We start from the raw sequence: 18,567 nt of genomic DNA, 5'->3' as shown, positions 1-18,567 counted from the left end.
ACTTATATCTTCTTTAAAACAATTTTTTCGTTTTGCTTGTCTATCATTTGCTGGTAAAAACCCTTCAAAACTGGATAAAAATCAGAAGGTACAATGGCTTCGTTTATGGTTGATGTAACAACAGTTTGAATTTTATTTGCGCTACTAGCAATATTAAAAACAAAGGATCCAACATTCTCACCTGTTGCAATATTTATTGGTGCTGGCAATGACTCGACAACATATCCTTCGGGTATTTCTATACTTACATTTATTTTTTCGACTGAAGGATATCCAAAATCTACAGGATATTCTCGAACTTCTTGTTTGAATGGATTTTCTTTATATGCAAGAAATAATAAAGGAGAAATGTAAATTTTGTCATTTATTATTTCAACACTTTTTGTGTCTTTGAATGAAAAAATCTCACTTATTGGTTTAGATAAATCTAAGTCGTTTTCTCTAGCATAATCACTAATCTCTATTTTGTTGTTTTTATTTTCTAGCTCTTCTAAATAAGTGTCTTTATTGGTTAGCAGGTGTTGTATTCTAAAATCTAAAGCTTCATAATCAACATATTGACTTCTTGTTTTTCCTTCAATTGAGCCATCGCTTTTTATAGCAAAACCCATATTTACAACCTTTCTAGAGAGTGTTTTTGGCATCAAATTTATTTCTGTCGATGTTCCATCTTTTCGAATTAATCTTCCAAACCAGTTCAAATCACGCAATGGCAAAATGTTGGGTTTCGAATATTTTTCAGTTGCATCTAACAATATCATACCTTCTGGAGTTTCTACAGCTGCAATCACATAATTAAATGCAGTTCGATTAGGAAAAAAAGCAATTCCATTATCGCGAGTGCTAATTAAAACCGGATTGGCATTTAGCCCTGCATATCGCATCATTGCCGTAAGCATCAAATTAATTTCGGCGCAATTTCCTGTTTTGTTTTTATAGGCATTTTTCACTCCTTCATTACAAGAATATCCTTTATAATCATCCCATTTCACATTCGATTTGACATAATTAAATAGGGCTTCAATTCGTTCGTTTGAAGTATTAATTCCAGTCAACAGCTTATCAACATCAGCTTCAAAATAACCTGTTTTATTCAATTCAGGACCAAAATCATCAAAATCATAAATGGTTTTCACTACAGATTCCCAATCAGTCGAATAATATTTTGGAGGTGTATTTGGGTAATTTACCACTGATAACTCGTTAGAAATACTAGTAGTATAATTATGAATATTGTTTACAAATGCTTCCTCTTTTATTGCAGGTAAATCCTTGACAGAATAGCTGGTTTTCGTCTCAATAAAGTTTAACTCTTCATTTGAACGAGCTGGTGGGGTGCCATCCTTATTATCTTGAACATAAACATAATTAACTTTTCTGCTGTTTTTTTCAATGGTTGTTTTAAGCACAATGCCTCCAGTTTGGTTTGATTTATAGGTGTAATATTCTGGGACATAAGTTGTATATTCTGAATAATTAACTGGAATACTCAATTGAAAATCCCAATCTCTCAGTGAACCTATGAGACCAGTTTTTATAGTATATTCAAATTCAATCACCGAACCTTCCTTGACATTTGGCATTGTTATTTTTTTTCGCCCCCAATATTTGTTGACCTTTTCTACAAACTCGCCATCGCTTTTCAGTTTTGTTTTTTCGATTTTTCCACTAACTAAATTATAAGTAATGGCATCCGAGAAAGCAATTTTTTCATTCAATGAACTTTCTAAATGATAAGGAACCGATTGATTTGCAAGATCATACCCTTCTTTTTTGTATATTTTGATTCTGGTTTGCACTTTAGTAACGACCTGAAATCCATATTCACTAGTATATTCGAATTTGACTTCTCCTTTTTTGAATAAAATGGCTGCCGCAGCCGACGGGTCTTTTGGATGTTCTTTTTCTTCTAATTCGGCTATTGAAACTTTTCCTAATTTGAATTCTTGGGCATTAGAATTGGAATAGAAAAAGGCAAAAAATAAAACTAATGCTTTAAAGTAGGTTTTCATTTTTATAGATTCTTGGTTAATATAATTTTCTCATTTTCTTTGGTAATCATTCCTTGATAAAATTCTTTTAAGACATCATAAAAATCTGCTGGAACAATAGCCATATTCATTGTTGCTGTAACAATTATTTTGATTTTATTATCTGTGTTTTCTATAACATAGCTAAAGGCACCAATATCATCTCCTGTCAATAAATTAGACGCTTTAGGCAAAAATTCTACTTTATATCCTTGTGGAATATCGATATTTACATAAATTTTGGACTCAAATGGATAACCAAAATCGACAGGATATTCTCTTTTTTCCTGCTTGAAAGGGTTTTCTTTATCTGCTAAAAACAACATTGGAGACAAATAGATTTTGTCGCTAATGATTTCTGCATCTTTGTTCGATTTGAACGAATAGGTTTCCATCACTGGTTTGGATAAATCAAGCTCATTGGCTCTTACATATTCACCAATTTCGATACCATTATTGTCGTTTTCGAGTTTTTCTAAATAGGATTCTTGCTTAGTATCTACATTATTCTTCCTGAATTTTAATGCTTCGTGATTGGTGTATTGTCTTCTTATTTTTCCGTCAATTGTACCATCTGTATTCAACACAATATTCATAGTCGAAGTTCCTTTGGAAATCATGATTGGAGTCAAACTAATTTGAGAAGAAGTTCCGTCTTTTCTAATCAATCTTCCAAACCAGTTCAAATCTCTTAATGGAAGCACATTGGGAGTCGAAAAGATTTCGGTAGCATCCATTAATAGTAAACCTTCGGGAGTTTCTATTGCTGAAATAACATAATTGAAAGCGTTTAAACTCGGAAATAAAGCGATTCCGTTTGAGCGAGTACTCACTAAAACTGGATTAGCATCGAATCCTGCATAACGCAACATTGCTGTGAGCATCAAATTAATTTCGGCTACATTTCCTGTCTTGTTTTTATAAGCTGTTTTTACACCATCATTGCAGAAAAAACTGTAGTGCTCATTCCATTTTATATTCGTTTTTACATAATTGAAAATTGCCCCGATGGTTTCAGCTCTTGTCTTGTCACCACTTATAACTGTTTTTAAATCTTCTTCAAAATACCCGCTTTTACTCAGTTCAAGCCCAAAATCTTCAAACTCATAAATCGTTTTGGCTACCGATTCCCAATCTAGTGAATAAATTTTTGTTGGACGATTATCAAATTTGGTCATCGATAACTCGTGCGAAATACTAGCAGTATAATTTCTGATATTATTTACATAAGCCTCATCTTTCATCGCTGGCAAATTTTCGGCTAAATAAGTAGTTTGGGTTTCAACATATTCCAACGTTTCATTAGAAACAGAATGTATAACTGTTCCTCCTGGAACACTTTTCTCTCTATAATTATAATTGGCAACTTTATTAATTTCTTTTACGGTTACTTTAGGAAAAATAAATCCTTTTTTATTGGTGTTGAAAACAAAAAATTCGGGAATATAAGTGATGAATTCTGAATGATTCACTGGAATGCTAGATTGAAAATCCCATTCTCTCATCGAGCCAATAGATTTTGTTTTTATTGTATATTGAAATTCTATAACTGAACCTTCTTTTATATTGGGTAATGTTATCTTTTTTTGAGCCCAATATTTATTGATATTTTCGTCAAATTCGCCTTCGGTCTTTAATTTTGTTTTTTCAATTTTTCCATTAACCAAATTATAAGTCACAGCGTCCGAAACCGATATAATTTCTTTTGAATTACCTGACAAATAGTACCTGATATTTTGATTTGCCCAATCATACCCTTCTTTTTTATATATTTTAATTCGTGTTTTAACATCTGTAAACATTGTAAATCCATCGCTTTGTGTATATTCAAATTTAACTTCTCCTTTTTTGAATAAAATGGCTGCCGCAGCCGATGGGTCTTTGGGGTGTTGTTTTTCTTCTAATTCGGCTACAGAAACTTTTCCTAATTTGAATTCTTGAGCATTAGAATTGGAATAGAAAAAGGTAAAAAATAAAATAAATAATTGAACGTAGGTTTTCATTTTTTTAAAGGTTTTTTGTAAGTATTATTTTGGCATTATCGTTTCTAGAAATTTGTTCCATAAAAAGACGATAATCATCGTATTCAGTGTTTTTATACAATCCTTTTTTGATGAAAATCGAACGTTTATAAATTAAATTAGTATTGTCCACTTTTATAATTTCGGTTTTGTATTCTCCAAATTTGGTATTCAATTCAAAATTATTGGGAATAGATTCTATTGAAAATCCTGTTGGTAATGCAATAGCAATTTCATCATTGTCATAATAACCTCTTTGAATCTCGAATGGGTTTTTACGGTTTCGAATTCTCTTAACAACTTCAGAGTTTTGATTGAAAGCATCTACTGCAAAAATCATTTTATTGTTTGAAATTGCTCCATAATTTACTGCACTAATTTCAGCGTTTTCGGTAAAACTTACTTTTTCCTTGTCATTTAAAAAAGTGATTTTATCTATTTTCAAATTGTTGATATTGCCCCAAAATCTTTTATAATAGGCTTCTTTTTCTTGGGGTTGCATCTTTTCTACACTGCCTACACCTGATTTTTGACCGTATTGTGATCCTTCAGAAACCATTGCGATTTTTCCAGAAAAATCTCCATTTTCAGCTATTGAATAGTTGCCTTTACTAATTTGAGAGTTGTCCTTGTTTTCATAATTTTTAGTTCTAACAATTACTCCACCTTCGGGTTTTACAACCAAAACATCTCGGTCGTCAGTAAAATTTGCCTGATAACCAAAGGGATCATCTTGACTGGTACATTCTAAAAAAATATAGTCTTTGCCATTTGGAATTGTTAAAATAATATGGTTTCCTTGCTGAGAAACAAAATCGGATTCTATATTTTGTTTATCTCTACTGCCGTATAATTTTGTATAATAAGAAGGAACATCTACAGCGTTTAACAATGATTTTGTATAATTTGACAAAGCTTTGCAATCACCATAACCAAGTCGATCTACATCTTTAACAAGCATTGGTTTCCAGCCTCCTATTCCTTCAGAAATAGCGACATAACGTGATTTTTCTTGAACATATTTATAAATTATTTTAGCTTTCTTAATTGGGTCTTTTTCATCTCCTACTAAGGCTTTCATTTTTGCTCGGGTTTCTTCAGATAATTCGTCTGTACCTACCAAAATCTTGTCGGACCACCATTTTCCAAATTCTTCCCAGGTTTTGGCATTTCCATCCACACCTTCTAGATTAAAAAACTCCAATCCCATCATTACTTTTGGAAATAAATCTACAAATCCGGGACTATAATCTTCATATTTCTGAGCAGTAATTGAAGTTGCTACATATGAAAGTTGTGTGGATGTATCTACAGTCTTGGTAATTTTAAAGTTTGAAAAATTGAACTCCCTTTTTCTGAAACCAAGATTTTCGGGATAAGTCACGTTTAAAACACTTTTCTCGATGCTTAAATAATAATTACTCAACGGAAACCATGACGGAACAAATGCAGTTGTAGAAGTTTCTACTTCACATTCATAAACTACTGTGTAAGGATACTGAATTGGGGTGTAATCTAAATATACTACTCTCCCATCAGAGAAAAGTGTTCCTCCATCAACACAGCTTTGATCTTTGAAATCTTTTCTTTTTATTTTCTTAATTTCATTTCCAAAATTGTCATAAACTGTCGCTTGAATGCTAGAAATATTTCTTCTCTTATCATAATTTTCACTAGCGCCTATAGCTCTTTCTCCTTTTTCATTTAAAACCGTAACTATACGTTTTTCTTTGACATTCATACTTCGTTGAGAAGAAATAACAATATCTATTTGACTTAAGCGTACAACAGCATTTGCATTTTGTTTTAAACTATCGGGAATTAGTAAGGTAGAATATTCTGTTTTTTGAGCAAAAATTGTAGTAGCAAACAAAAAAGCAATCAATGAAGAAAGAAGAAATTTCATAAAAAAATGTTTTACCAAATTTATGAAATTTATATTAAGAATTATCCTAAATTAGAATTTATTTTTACTATCCATAATAATGGTAACTGGGCCGTCATTTAGAAGTAAAATTTTCATATCGGCACCAAAAATTCCAGTTTGTATTTTCTTGCACAATTCAGCTTCTAATTGCTGAACAAAGTTTTCATAGATTGGAATGGCAATTTCAGGTTTTGCCGCTTTAATATAGGAAGGGCGATTGCCTTTTTTGGTCGAGGCTTGAAGGGTAAATTGAGAAACCACAATCACTTCGCCATCAATATCTTTTACCGAAAGGTTCATCACATCGTTTTCATCACCAAAAATGCGAAGGTTTGCGATTTTTTGACAAAGCCAATTAGTGTCTTCTTGTGTATCGGCATCTTCTATTCCGACCAAAACTAATAAGCCACTTTTAATATCGGCTACAATTTTAGCATCAATGATTACAGAGGCTTGGGAAACTCTTTGGATTACGGTTTTCAAAATAATGGTGAATTGTGAATGGTAAATTGTGAATTACTGAGATAATTGACAATTATTTTTTTAGATTTTGTTTAGTCGAAATAATGATGGATGCGAGAATTTTATTGATTTCTACTATATCTGATTTTAAAGATTGATATTGTATTTCGTTTAGGTAATCTGATTGAAACAATAACTCTAACCAATAATCACTCTCATTGGCTTCTTTTTGCGAAATTGCCAATTTGTGAATGAAATCTAATCTACTTTCAGCTTGTTCCGCTTCTCTAACTAATGCTCCAACAGATGTTCCGCTTCGAAGCAGCTGCTTACTTAAAACATATTCCCTTTTTTCCTGATTTAAGAATTGATACAATTTCACAATCCTCAAAGCGAAATTAAATGATTTAGTTTTTATTATATTCTCTGACATAATTCACAATTTACCATTCACAATTCACAACTATTTTCTGGTTTCATCACTTGCTTTTCGATCTTCATCAAATGAATCGGTGCGATAATTTTCATCGTCTCCTTCGAGGATTTTCAAATAACTATTGTAGCGCGACCAAGCAATTTCGTCTTTTTCTAAAGCTGCTTTGATGGCGCAATGTGGCTCTTCTTTGTGCAGACAATTATTGAATTTGCATTGTTCTTTCAACTTGAAGAATTCTGGAAAATAACCACTAATTTCTTCCTTTTCCATATCCACAATCCCGAAACCTTTGATTCCTGGAGTGTCAATTATTCGAGCATTAAAACTCAAATCATACATTTCGGCAAAAGTTGTTGTGTGTTGTCCTTGTTTACTTTGTTCAGAAATATTTTTTGTTTTCAGATTCAAATTAGGTTCCAAAGCGTTGACCAATGTCGATTTTCCCACACCAGAATGACCCGAAAACATTGTTACTTTTTCTATCATCAATTGTTTTAACTCTTCTACTCCTTTTCCTGTGGCAGCAGAAACTCGCAGGCATTGGTATCCTATTTCCTGATAAATGTGCTGCATATACAATTGCTCGTCTAGTGTAGCATCGTCCAGCGTATCTATTTTATTAAAAACCAAAATCGTTTCTATACCATAAGCTTCGGCCGTGACCAAAAAACGGTCTATAAAACTGGTAGTTGTAGGCGGGTTATTGATAGTTATCAAAAGAAAAACACAATCAATATTGGATGCAATAATATGCATTTGATGTGAAAGATTTACAGATTTTCGAACAATATAATTCTTTCTGTCGTGAATCTTATGGATAGTTCCCGTAACATTATCCGATGTTTCTTCAAGCTCATAATCGACAATATCACCTACAGCAATTGGGTTCGTGCTTTTGATACCTTTGATTCGGAATTTCCCTTTCATACGGCATTCGATAAAATCGCCTCGTTCAGATTTCACTGTGTACCAACTTCCTGTAGATTTATAAACGGTTCCTGTCATAGAGGATTTTAGATTGTAGATTAACAATTTTAGATTTCTGATTTTAAACCTTAAATCTTTGCAAAGATAAAATTTTGTTTTAGGTTTACAGTTGAAAGTACTTTTTATCTCTTAAAAGGTTTAATAATGAAAATAACTTGCAAAAACTGTAACCATATTTATACAGGACATTATTGTAGCAATTGTGGACAAACTGCCGAAACGCACCGAATTAATTTTCATTTTCTATGGCACGAAATCAGACACAGTTTATTCCATTTTGACGAAGGAATTTTGTATTCAGGCAAGCAATTATTCACCAGACCAGGACATGCAATAAGAGAATTTATTGAAGGAAAGCGCATTAAACATTTAAAACCAATGTCTTTGGTTATTGTTTTGGCATCTCTTTATGGATTTATGTATCATTATTTCCATATCAGTTTTGTTGAAACGACAGCGCAAAGTTCCACAGAAACTGGAATCGACAACGTCAAATTCAACGAATGGATGGGCACACATTATGCTTGGACAACTCTTTTGATGATTCCTTTGTACACCATTGGCACAAGCATTGCTTTTAGGAAACAAGGGTACAATTTAGTGGAATATTTCATCATGAATACTTTCAAGGCTTCTCAGAAACTATTTGTGCATATTGCGCTATTTCCTTTGATCTATTATTTCAACGGAACACACACAATGACAGCCCTTTCTTTCGCTATTTATCTTGTTGATGTTGTTTTTATCTATTGGACCAATGCGCAATTTTTCAACAAAATGAGTTTAAAAAAATCATTTCTACTTACCTTATTGAGTCAATTGATATTTTTAACTTGTTTAGTTTCCGTAATTCTTGTTGTTGATTTAATCCTTAAATACTTTTAAAAACAAAAAAAATCCCCACAATTAAAAAACTGTGGAGATTAATTTTATAAAAATTATTGAATTAAGAATTCAATATTTTCTCTTGGTGTTCAATACTTTCTTGGTGAATTCCTCTGAACAATTTAACGATAAATTCTTCTGTCAACCCTTTTTTGGCACCTTCGGCAACCATTTTGGCTTGAATTTCATTCCAACGGTTGTTTTGTAAAACAGCTACATTGTTTTCTTTTTTCACTTGACCAATTTCATCGGCTACTTTCATACGTTTTCCTAAAAGCTCTAACAAATTAGCATCCAAAACATCGATATTAGCTCTTAATTTTGTCATTTTACTTTCAAAATCCGAATCTCCACTCAAGTTTCTAATTTTCAAGTCCTTCAAAATTTGTTTCAAAGCGTCTGGAGTTACTTGTTGAGCTGCATCAGACCAAGCATTTTCTGGATCGATATGCGTTTCGATAATCATACCATCATAATTCAAATCCAAAGCTTCTTGAGTTACTTCAAGAATCATATCACGGTTTCCAGTGATGTGTGATGGATCGATAATTAATGGTAAATCAGGGAATTTATTTTGCAATTCGATAGCAATTTGCCATTCTGGAATGTTTCTGTATTTGGTTTTTTCGTAAGTAGAAAAACCTCTGTGAATTACTCCTAATTTTTCGATTCCGGCTGCATACAAACGCTCAACTCCACCTAACCATAAAGCCATATCAGGATTTACTGGATTTTTGATTAAAACGATTTTATCTGTTCCTTTTAAGGTATCCGCAATTTCTTGAACCGCAAATGGATTTGCCGTTGTACGAGCACCAACCCATAAAACATCGATATCATATTCCAAAGCTAATTTACAGTGTGCAGCAGTGGCAACCTCAGTTCCCATTAGCATTCCTGTTTCCGCTTTTGCTTTTTTCAACCATTTCAATCCAATTTCTCCAACACCTTCAAATCCTCCTGGACGAGTTCTTGGTTTCCAGATTCCAGCTCTAAAAACGCTTACATCAGAATCTTTCAATTCGTGGGCAATTTTCAATACTTGCTCTTCTGTTTCAGCACTACAAGGTCCTGCTATCACTAATGGATGAGACAAATTGAAGTCGTTCAACCAATTTCTCATTTCTTTCTTGTTTTCCATCTTTTCTAATTTAATTTTTATTGTTTTATTGTGTGTTGTTCTATTGACATTGCAATTGATTTTTGCAATTGTCTATTTTTTCATTCCGTTCAGGATTTCTTTTATTTTATTGACACTCTGCATTTCGTTGAAAATCGCATCGTAATCATCATTCTCTAATAATTCTTTGAAATGGATAAGATTCGAAATATATTCTTCTAAACCCTTGACCACTTGCTTTTTATTCTGTTTGAAAATCGGTGTCCACATAGCTGGGGAACTTTTGGCCAAACGCACTGTACTTTCGAATCCAGAACCCGCCATATCAAAAATATCTTGCTCGACTTTCTCTTTATCAATCACCGTTTTTCCAAGCATAAACGAACTAATGTGCGACAAATGCGATACATAAGCAATGTGCTTATCATGTGACTTTGGATCCATATATCGAATTCTCATTCCCATACTTTTGAACAAATCCAAGGCTTTTTCCTGTAATTTGAAAGTCGTTTTTTCGACCTCACAAATGATATTCGTTTTCCCTTGAAACAAGTTTTTTATCGCCGCCGAAGGCCCTGAAAATTCCGTTCCCGCAATAGGATGCGTGGCAATGAAATTTCTTCTTTTGGGATGATTTGCAATGGCTTCGCAAATGGGTGTTTTGGTGGAACCCACTTCAAAAACAATTGTATTTTCCCCAACAGCATCCAAAACTTTTGGCAAAACAATCAATGCAACATCCACTGGAACAGAAACAATTACAAAATCGGCTTCCGCCAAATCATCAAAAGTCGCCGCTTGGTCCACAACTCCAAGAGCGATGGCTTCCGCCAAATGACTTTCATTGTTGTCAATTCCATAAATAGTCGCCTCTGGATGTAGCGATTTGATGTCCAATACCATCGAACCGCCAATCAATCCTATTCCTATTACGTGTACTTTCATTTTTTTTAAAGTTGTTGGTTGTTGGTTGATATTTGTTGGTTTCAGCTATCAACCAACAACTATCAACTATCAACTAAATCGATCTATCGCTTCCTGTACTTTTTCTTCTTTCACGCAAAGTGCAAATCGGATATACCCTTCTCCATTAGAACCGAAAATAGTTCCCGGTGTTATGAATATTGATTTTTCATATAAAATCTTGTCTATAAAATCTTCCGAAGATGTGATTCCTGCTGGCAATTTAGCCCAAACAAACAAGCCAACACCTTCTTTATACACTTCACAACCCAACTTTTCAGCTAATTGTTCAGTAAGAACTCTTCTTTTCTTGTAAACCGCATTCATTGAATCAAACCAAGATTTGTCGCTTTTCAAAGCTTCAATGGCTCCTTTTTGAATTCCGAAGAACATTCCGCTGTCCATATTGCTTTTTACTTTCAAAACCGCATCGATACAAGTAGCATTTCCCAACACCATTCCCACTCGCCAACCTGCCATATTGAAGGTTTTTGACAAAGAATTCAATTCTAATGCCACGTCTTTTGCGCCTTCCACTTGCAACAAACTCATTGGTTTGTCATTCAATACAAAACTATACGGATTGTCGTTAATCAACAATATGTTGTGTTTTTTGGCGAAAGCCACCAACTTTTCGAACAATTCTAGACTTCCTCTTGCTCCTGTCGGCATATGAGGATATCCCAACCACATCAATTTCACTTTCGATAAATCCAATTTTTCCAAAGCTTCGAAATCAGGTTCCCAATTGTTGGCTTCTTTCAAATCGTAATAAACCGGTACTGCTCCAACCAAATTCGTCACCGAAGAATAAGTAGGATATCCTGGATTTGGAATCAAAACTTGGTCGCCTTCGTTCAAAAACGCCAATGAAATATGCATAATTCCTTCTTTGGAACCCATCAAAGGCAAAATTTCAGTGTTCGGATTCAAGGCAACTCCATAATTGCTTTGATAAAAATCGGCCATACTGCTTCTCAATTCCGGCAAGCCTTGGTAACTCTGGTATTGATGTGCATTTTCTTCCTGCATTGCCAAAGTTACTGCATCAATAACGGCTTGTGAGGGCTTCAAATCGGGGCTACCAATTCCCATATTGATGATTGGTTTCCCTTCGGAAGCCAATTGTCTTACTTCGCGAAGTTTTGAAGAAAAATAATATTCTTCAACTATGTCTAAACGCTTTGCTGTTGCAATCATATTTGTAATTTTTCCTAACGCTGTTCCTTTTGGAATTTGTTTTTTGTCTTTTGGAATTTCCTTTTTACGGTTTTGTATTTTTATATTCACCCAACACTTTGAAATATTCCGCCATAATTTCCAATAGCGATTTTGCTTTGGCGTAATCTTCGTATTTATCGAAAGTCACGTCCACAAAAAACGAATATTTCCAAGGTGTTTCTATTTTTGGCAAGGATTGAATTTTCGTCAAATTCAATTTGCAATCGCTCATTACGTTCAAAACTGCGGCTAAACTTCCACGTTTGTGATCCAATTCGAATTTGATGGAAGCTCTATTAATTTCGTCTTCTTCAACAAATTTTTCTTCTTTGTTGATAATCACAAAACGAGTCATATTGTTGTTGATTGTTTGGATTTCTGGTGCCAAAATCTCCAAATCATACATTTCAGAAGCTGCTTTACTAGCAATTGCGGCAACTCCTTTCAACTGTTTTTCGTGAATTCTTCTAGCTGTTTCGGCCGTATCTTTATCCTCGACAATTTTTATGTGCGGGTATTTTTTCAAAAACTGCATACACTGCAACAAAGCAATGGGATGCGAATGTACTTCTTGAATATCCTCAATTTTTTGACCTTTCAAAGCCATAAAATTTTGATGAATACTTAAATAATGCTCTCCGATAATATGCAAATTGTTCTTGTCAATCAACGCATAATTAGGAATAATTGGTCCCGCAATAGAATTCTCAATAGCCATAACCGCTTGATCTGTTTTTCCAGACAAAACGCTATCTACCAATTCTTCAAACGACATACATTCATCTACCTCAACATCCTGAGAATAGTATTCCTGCGCCACCTGATGATGGAATGACCCTTTAATACCTTGAATTGCAATTTTTGTTTTCATTTATACTCAAAAAAAAATCCTGATTTTCATCAGGATTGTATATTAGTTTTATTTGCTTCTTAATCTTTCAAATAACCATAGACAATCCTTACTTCCTAAAGAAGAAATAGTAAGTATTGCTAAAATAAAAACGGTTAGATGACATTTTGTTTCTGCTTTTTGATAAATTCCCTGCAAATGTATAAATATTTTTTTGTCAACCCAAAAAAAAGACCAATTTCACACAATAAAAAAGGAATTTTCTACAAAAACTGCTTTTTATTGCTAAATAATTAAAAATCAATCCTTAAAATAACAATTAAGCAACCAAATTTGGATAACTTTCAATAGCAAAAACCTTCAACCAAGTCTTTTTGTCTATTGTATATTTAAAAAACAATAAATCAAGAAATATTCTGTTTACTTTTGCTTCAAATATAATAGCGATGTCAATAGAAGTAAACAACATTTCGAAAAGTTACGGAGTCCAAAAAGCACTAGACAACGTTTCATTTTCAATCCAAAAAGGAGAAATCGTAGGTTTTTTGGGGCCGAATGGCGCAGGAAAATCGACTTTGATGAAAATATTAACGACCTATATCGCTGCCGATGAAGGTTTAGCAACTGTAAATGGATTTGATGTTAATTCGCAATCCAAATCTGTACAACAATCTATCGGTTATTTACCGGAACACAATCCGTTGTATTTGGATTTGTACGTGAGAGAATATTTGGCTTTCAATGCCGATGTGTACAAAGTAGCTAAACCCAGAATTGAAGAAGTGATTCAATTGACGGGGTTATCCAATGAGAGCCACAAGAAAATAGGACAATTATCCAAAGGATACCGCCAACGCGTGGGATTGGCAAACGCTTTATTGCACAATCCCGATGTTTTGATTTTGGATGAACCAACAACGGGTTTAGACCCCAACCAATTAGTTGAAATTAGAAATGTGATTAAAAATGTTGGTAAGGACAAAACCGTTTTCCTTTCGACGCATATTATGCAGGAAGTAGAAGCTATTTGTGACCGAGTGATTATCATTGACAAAGGAAAAATTGTTGCCGACAAAAAACTAGACAAATTGATTTCCACAACGACCGAACAAGTAATCGAAGTAGAATTTGACAAAACTGTTGATTTTGCATTAATCGCTAGAATCGAAAATCTAGTTTCCTATAAAAACACACAAGATTCTATTTGGGAATTGACTTTCAACGCCGATAAAGACATGCGTCCGGCCGTTTTTGATTTTGCCAATGCTAATGGATTAAGAACTTTACAACTTAACCAAAAAAATAAAAATCTAGAGACTGTTTTTAGGGAAATGACAAAATAATTGAGATTAAGATTCATTATCTTTTCATTGCAAAATGCCCTTTGTAAACTTTTCCACTAGCCCGAGTTACCACGAACCAATAATCCGTGGAAGGCAATTGATGACCATTATAGGTGCCGTCCCAAGCAGCAGTCGCACCTAACTCTTTTAGTAATTTCCCGTAGCGATCGAATATCCTTACTATTAATGAGGGTTCCGAAGCTGAAAATTTAACCGCCCAAGTATCGTTGTAACCATCTTGATTTGGAGTGAAATATTTGGGATAATTCAAAAGAAAAACTTCTTGGTTGACTGTTCCGCAACCATTTTTATCCCGAACATAAACAGTGTAATCGCCACTTATTAAACCCGAAAACATATTGCTGTCTTGATAAGTAATGCCGTCCAACGAATACTCATAACTCCCTAAACTTGTATCTGCTAATTCTACTACAATTACATTTTCGGCATCCGTCCAATCTTGGGTTTCAATTTTAGAAATTGTGGCAACATTAGATAATTGAACCAAAAAATCTTTTGTCGATGAACAAACCGTAGTTACGTGATTTTGGGTTACCGTAACCGAATAAGAACCTGCTGCTGCAACGGTTATCATTTCTGAAGTTGCTCCAGTTGACCACAAATATGTATCGAAACCAGAACCTGCATCGATGGTTACATTCTCGTTTTGGCACAAAGAAACTGTATCCGAAATTGGAATAATCGGCTCACTTACCAAAGTTAAATTCAACGAAACCACTTGATAACATTTGTCATTGGAATCAATTCTAACGTAAATCTTGGTTGTTCCCAATGGCAAGTCATAGCTTGTGGCAGCGGTGACTTGGTCACTTGTCGTTTGATTTTCTGCGCCGGACAAGGATGTGAAATAAGTAAAAGTACAACTGCCACAAGCCGTTATTTTTGAATTATAACTTGTTAAATCTATTACTTCTGCACCGTCATTTTTATCGTCACAAATAAAATCCGCAACATCTTTTACAGGAATGCTTGGCGTCACTATTGAAACTGAAACAGGCAATCTATTGACACTTTCACAACCATTTACAGTTTGGGAGGCGTAGTAGGTTACGCCATTTCCCAAAGCTGTAGTGGCTGGAACAAGCGTTCCATTGGTTGCAGAGTCATACCAAACAATAATAATTCCCGAAACTACCAGACTCGCAATGGTAGGTTTTTGAGTAGTACAGAAATCCTGAACTGAAATTCCTGTTGGTGCAGTCGTATTTTGAATATTTATGACCACAGGAATTCGTTCGCTTTCGCAAATGGTAAGCGTTTGCGAAGCATAATAAATTCCTGTTTGCAAAATTGTTGAATTGGGGAGCAGATTCCCATTTACAGCTGCATCATACCATTTGATATTTGTCCCAGTAACAGCAATATCATTGAGCGTTGCCTTTTGTTGGACGCAAAAAAGCTGTGGAGTCGTGGCTACAGGAAGCGGCTCCGTATTGATGTATGCTTTTATTTCGACTTCATTGGCAACAAGCGAAACACAACCCAAAACATTTTTGATGAGTACTTTATAGGTTGCTGGAATTAAATTATTCTTCGAATTGGAAGTCGTCCAATTCAAACCATTGTCAAAACTATATGCAGCGGCAGAATCCGAAACAATTATAGTTCCTGTTGGTGTAATGCAATCAGGTTGAGCTACCAAAACAGTTGGCGTTGGCGGATAACCCGGAGGAACCAAAACAGAAACCATAACTGCGGTTGTTTCGCAATTGGAACTATTTCGGGTTTTCACCCAATAATCTCCTGCAACAAGTCCCGATTTAGAATTGCTAGTTGACCAAGAAATTCCATTATCAAAACTATACTCAAAATCCAAACTTGTAACTGTAATAGTTCCAAATGGATTGACACAAATCACGGGTTGAATTACCGAAAATGTAGGCGTTGCATTCGAACTCGCCACACTATTGATGTGCGCTATTTGTGCCGCAGAAACACAGCCCGAAACTGATTTTGCAGTAACATTGTAATCACCGCCAGCCAAACCTGAAAAAACTCCCGATGATTGATAATTTGTTCCATCAATACTATAAGTTGTATTGTTTGATGTGGTAATATTGATGGTTCCTGTTGGTACTTCGCAAGTAGGTTGCACTGTCGTGAATGTTGGAGCCTCGGGGCTCACGCCCACTTTAAAAGTAATCAAATTAGAAACTACCCTGCACGAAGTGGATGCAATATTTGCATTTTGTGCTACCGCAATTCGGAACAAATAAGTCCCTGCAACCGAACTTGGAACAAAAGTATAATCAATTGAATTTGCCCCTGAAATATCCGTCCAAGTCAATCCGTTATCAGCACTCGATTGCCATTGATAAGCTGGATTTGAATAACCCGACGAAACCGTTCCTGTAAGCGTATAACTTTTGGTGTCGTTTTGGCAAATATCTAAGCTTGTATTGCTGTTATTTTGAATTGCCGATGTAACCGTTGGTCCACAGGCTCTAAAAGTAATATCGTCCAAAGCAATATCATTTCCGGGTGCGGCACCTGCTTTATTATTACGCATTCGGATTACAACCGTCGAAACACCCGCAGGGGTCGTAAAAAACAAACCGTATTGTTTCCAGACTGCACTTGAATTTAATGGAATACTGCCCGTGCTGTAAGTTCCCAATATCGTTCCTGTCGTGGATTCAATGGTAAAAGTAATATCGGGCGGACTCGTGTCGTTTGAGCGCAACAAATTCATTACCCAAGCCGCAAATTCATAGGTGGTGTCCGGACAAAGGCCTGTGACAGTGTTTTTATAAAAATAATCGGTAGTGGAAAAACTGGCGTTGACCACCATCATATAACCTCCGCCAGTGTGATCGGTAGTTGTCCACCAAGTTCCGGGCGTATTTGTGGTACTTTCAACGGTGTAAGACCCGTCATTCGGAAAATTGGCGGATGTATAAGTATAACTCGTGATATCCGTACCCAAAGCACTTCCGTGAATGGCCGTGCCCGAACCAAAATCAATTTTCACAACTGGATCGCCCAAACTACCGGTGCACAATTGGGCTTGTAGTTCCGAAAAGAAAAATACGCAAATCAGTATGTAAAGACATTTGAAATTCAAAACAAGCAATTTTATGAAAGTAAAACTACCTCATAATAAATTGTTCATCAAAAATTATATACCAATCCGCCGGATTACTCGATGGAAACTAGATACTTGTCTATTAAAAAATTCTTGTTTTTCTGTTTTTAATAGTTGGAAAATCACGAGAAGGTTTCTCTTTAATTTACTAATATGAACATAAAAAAAGATCCCACAGGTTTTTACACTTGTGAGATCTGATAAAATGTTATTATTTGATAAAATTGCTTGATTTTTCTAAAAAACCTGACTAGCAATTTGATGAATATTGTCCGATTTTCCCATAGAATAATAATGTACGCAAGGCACACCAAATTCAATTAATTCCTTGGATTGCTGCACGGCAAACTCCACCCCTATTTGACGAACGGCAGCATTATCTTTGGCTTGTTCGATCGAATGAATTAAATCCTGTGGCATATCCAACCAAAAAACTTGAGGCAACAATTGCAAATGACGTTTCACCGCTACAGGCTTGATTCCTGGAATAATTGGCACGGTAATTCCAATGGCACGAGCGGCCTCCACAAACTTGAAATAACGTTGATTGTCAAAAAACATTTGCGTCACGATGTAATCGGCACCTGCATCCACTTTTTCTTTTAGTCGTTTTAAATCAGCTTCCAAGCTTGGTGCTTCGATGTGTTTTTCCGGATAACCGGCAACTCCCACACAAAAATCGGGTGCATTTTGCATTGGCAAAGTATCGTGCAAAAACTGTCCGGCATTCATCGCCTTGATTTGTTTGACCAAATCTACTGCATAGGCATTTCCACCTTTGGTAGGTTCAAAATATTTTTCGCCTTTCATTGGATCACCACGAAGAGCCACCAAATTATCGATTCCCAAATACTGGCAATCTACCAATAAATATTCGGTTTCTTCTTTGGTAAAACCGCCACACAACACATGCGGAATGGCATCCACTCCATATTTATGTTGGATGGAAGCGCAAATCCCAACAGTTCCGGGACGCATACGAGTGATTCGACGATCAAAAAGTCCGTCTTTTTCGATATAAACATACTCTTCTCTTGAAGTAGTTACATCAATAAACGGCGGTTTAAACTCCATCAACGGATCAATATTTACGTATAAATCATTGATATTTGTCCCTTTTTGAGGCGGAACAATTTCGAAAGAAAACAAAGGTTTCCCTTTTGCGTTTTCTATATGTTGTGTTACTTTCATTTGTTTTAGTTTATGGTTTATAGTT

At 34.9% G+C, this 18,567-nt stretch carries 14 protein-coding genes; 2 read left to right on the top strand and 12 right to left on the bottom strand.

The features are described 5' to 3' along the window. Window positions 1-2: 2 nt before the first annotated feature. The 6 genes from C3L50_RS07415 to rsgA are packed head-to-tail and all read right to left on the bottom strand — an operon-like array spanning window position 3 to window position 7,881. Window positions 3-2,012: a DUF3857 domain-containing protein gene (locus C3L50_RS07415; RefSeq protein WP_103805524.1), complete on the bottom strand. Its 2,010-nt coding sequence runs from the start codon at window positions 2,010-2,012 to the stop codon at window positions 3-5. A gap of 2 nt (window positions 2,013-2,014) precedes the next feature. After that, a complete protein-coding gene (locus C3L50_RS07410; RefSeq protein ID WP_103805523.1) occupies window positions 2,015-4,033 on the bottom strand; it encodes a transglutaminase domain-containing protein in 2,019 nt (672 codons plus the stop codon). 4 nt (window positions 4,034-4,037) lie between these two features. After that, the gene (locus tag C3L50_RS07405) at window positions 4,038-5,957 is read right to left on the bottom strand and encodes a DUF3857 domain-containing protein (protein WP_103805522.1); all 1,920 of its coding nucleotides are present in this window, start codon (window positions 5,955-5,957) and stop codon (window positions 4,038-4,040) included. Between the two features lie 51 nt (window positions 5,958-6,008). Next, a complete protein-coding gene (dtd, locus tag C3L50_RS07400; protein ID WP_103805521.1) occupies window positions 6,009-6,461 on the bottom strand; it encodes a D-aminoacyl-tRNA deacylase in 453 nt (150 codons plus the stop codon). Between the two features lie 52 nt (window positions 6,462-6,513). Beyond that, a complete protein-coding gene (locus C3L50_RS07395; protein WP_103805520.1) occupies window positions 6,514-6,873 on the bottom strand; it encodes a four helix bundle protein in 360 nt (119 codons plus the stop codon). 30 nt (window positions 6,874-6,903) lie between these two features. Then, window positions 6,904-7,881 (bottom strand): ribosome small subunit-dependent GTPase A, encoded by a 978-nt coding sequence (gene rsgA / locus C3L50_RS07390; RefSeq protein ID WP_103805519.1) that lies wholly within the window; start codon window positions 7,879-7,881, stop codon window positions 6,904-6,906. Between the two features lie 126 nt (window positions 7,882-8,007). On the opposite strand from rsgA, the gene C3L50_RS07385 reads away from it, so the two are divergent. Further along, window positions 8,008-8,748 (top strand): DUF3667 domain-containing protein, encoded by a 741-nt coding sequence (locus tag C3L50_RS07385; protein WP_103805518.1) that lies wholly within the window; start codon window positions 8,008-8,010, stop codon window positions 8,746-8,748. 61 nt (window positions 8,749-8,809) lie between these two features. Here C3L50_RS07385 and C3L50_RS07380 read toward each other — a convergent pair whose 3' ends face one another. From C3L50_RS07380 to C3L50_RS07365, 4 genes are all read right to left on the bottom strand, one after another. Beyond that, complete coding sequence (locus C3L50_RS07380) at window positions 8,810-9,889, bottom strand: bifunctional 3-deoxy-7-phosphoheptulonate synthase/chorismate mutase type II (protein WP_103805517.1); 1,080 nt, start codon at window positions 9,887-9,889, stop codon at window positions 8,810-8,812. A 72-nt stretch (window positions 9,890-9,961) separates the two neighbouring features. Further along, window positions 9,962-10,813 carry a prephenate dehydrogenase gene (locus tag C3L50_RS07375; RefSeq protein WP_103805516.1) on the bottom strand — a complete coding sequence of 284 codons (852 nt, stop codon included), beginning with the start codon at window positions 10,811-10,813 and terminating at the stop codon, window positions 9,962-9,964. Window positions 10,814-10,882: 69 nt separating this feature from the next. After that, entirely contained in the window at window positions 10,883-12,031 is a 1,149-nt protein-coding gene (locus tag C3L50_RS07370) for a pyridoxal phosphate-dependent aminotransferase (protein ID WP_103805563.1), read from the bottom strand. A gap of 64 nt (window positions 12,032-12,095) precedes the next feature. Continuing rightward, window positions 12,096-12,923, bottom strand: a complete 828-nt coding sequence (locus C3L50_RS07365; RefSeq protein ID WP_103805515.1) for a prephenate dehydratase — start codon at window positions 12,921-12,923, stop codon at window positions 12,096-12,098. 425 nt (window positions 12,924-13,348) lie between these two features. On the opposite strand from C3L50_RS07365, the gene gldA reads away from it, so the two are divergent. Beyond that, window positions 13,349-14,245 carry a gliding motility-associated ABC transporter ATP-binding subunit GldA gene (gene gldA, locus C3L50_RS07360; protein ID WP_103805514.1) on the top strand — a complete coding sequence of 299 codons (897 nt, stop codon included), beginning with the start codon at window positions 13,349-13,351 and terminating at the stop codon, window positions 14,243-14,245. A 16-nt stretch (window positions 14,246-14,261) separates the two neighbouring features. Here gldA and C3L50_RS07355 read toward each other — a convergent pair whose 3' ends face one another. Both C3L50_RS07355 and metF read right to left on the bottom strand, forming a co-directional pair. After that, on the bottom strand, window positions 14,262-17,330 hold the full coding sequence (locus tag C3L50_RS07355; protein WP_133158859.1) for a T9SS type B sorting domain-containing protein: 3,069 nt from the start codon (window positions 17,328-17,330) through the stop codon (window positions 14,262-14,264). A gap of 258 nt (window positions 17,331-17,588) precedes the next feature. Continuing rightward, a complete protein-coding gene (gene metF / locus C3L50_RS07350) occupies window positions 17,589-18,542 on the bottom strand; it encodes a methylenetetrahydrofolate reductase [NAD(P)H] (protein ID WP_103805512.1) in 954 nt (317 codons plus the stop codon). Window positions 18,543-18,567: the final 25 nt, after the last annotated feature.

Origin of the sequence: Flavobacterium alvei (assembly GCF_002920895.1) — a bacterium.
Taxonomy (GTDB): Bacteria; Bacteroidota; Bacteroidia; order Flavobacteriales; family Flavobacteriaceae; genus Flavobacterium; species Flavobacterium alvei.
The sequence above is the reverse complement of the archived record's forward strand: the minus strand, read 5'-3'. Positions and strand labels throughout refer to the sequence as shown.

Bases quoted from the DNA above. Each gene is read 5' to 3' on its own strand.
- metF (WP_103805512.1), bottom strand. From the start codon at position 18,542: ATGAAAGTAACACAACATATAGAAAACGCAAAAGGGAAACCTTTGTTT.
- C3L50_RS07375 (WP_103805516.1), bottom strand. From the start codon at position 10,813: ATGAAAGTACACGTAATAGGAATAGGATTGATTGGCGGTTCGATGGTA.
- gldA (WP_103805514.1), top strand. From the start codon at position 13,349: ATGTCAATAGAAGTAAACAACATTTCGAAAAGTTACGGAGTCCAAAAA.
- C3L50_RS07370 (WP_103805563.1), bottom strand. From the start codon at position 12,031: ATGATTGCAACAGCAAAGCGTTTAGACATAGTTGAAGAATATTATTTT.
- C3L50_RS07395 (WP_103805520.1), bottom strand. From the start codon at position 6,873: ATGTCAGAGAATATAATAAAAACTAAATCATTTAATTTCGCTTTGAGG.
- C3L50_RS07385 (WP_103805518.1), top strand. From the start codon at position 8,008: ATGAAAATAACTTGCAAAAACTGTAACCATATTTATACAGGACATTAT.
- C3L50_RS07405 (WP_103805522.1), bottom strand. From the start codon at position 5,957: ATGAAATTTCTTCTTTCTTCATTGATTGCTTTTTTGTTTGCTACTACA.
- C3L50_RS07365 (WP_103805515.1), bottom strand. From the start codon at position 12,923: ATGAAAACAAAAATTGCAATTCAAGGTATTAAAGGGTCATTCCATCAT.
- C3L50_RS07415 (WP_103805524.1), bottom strand. From the start codon at position 2,012: ATGAAAACCTACTTTAAAGCATTAGTTTTATTTTTTGCCTTTTTCTAT.
- C3L50_RS07380 (WP_103805517.1), bottom strand. From the start codon at position 9,889: ATGGAAAACAAGAAAGAAATGAGAAATTGGTTGAACGACTTCAATTTG.
- C3L50_RS07410 (WP_103805523.1), bottom strand. From the start codon at position 4,033: ATGAAAACCTACGTTCAATTATTTATTTTATTTTTTACCTTTTTCTAT.
- rsgA (WP_103805519.1), bottom strand. From the start codon at position 7,881: ATGACAGGAACCGTTTATAAATCTACAGGAAGTTGGTACACAGTGAAA.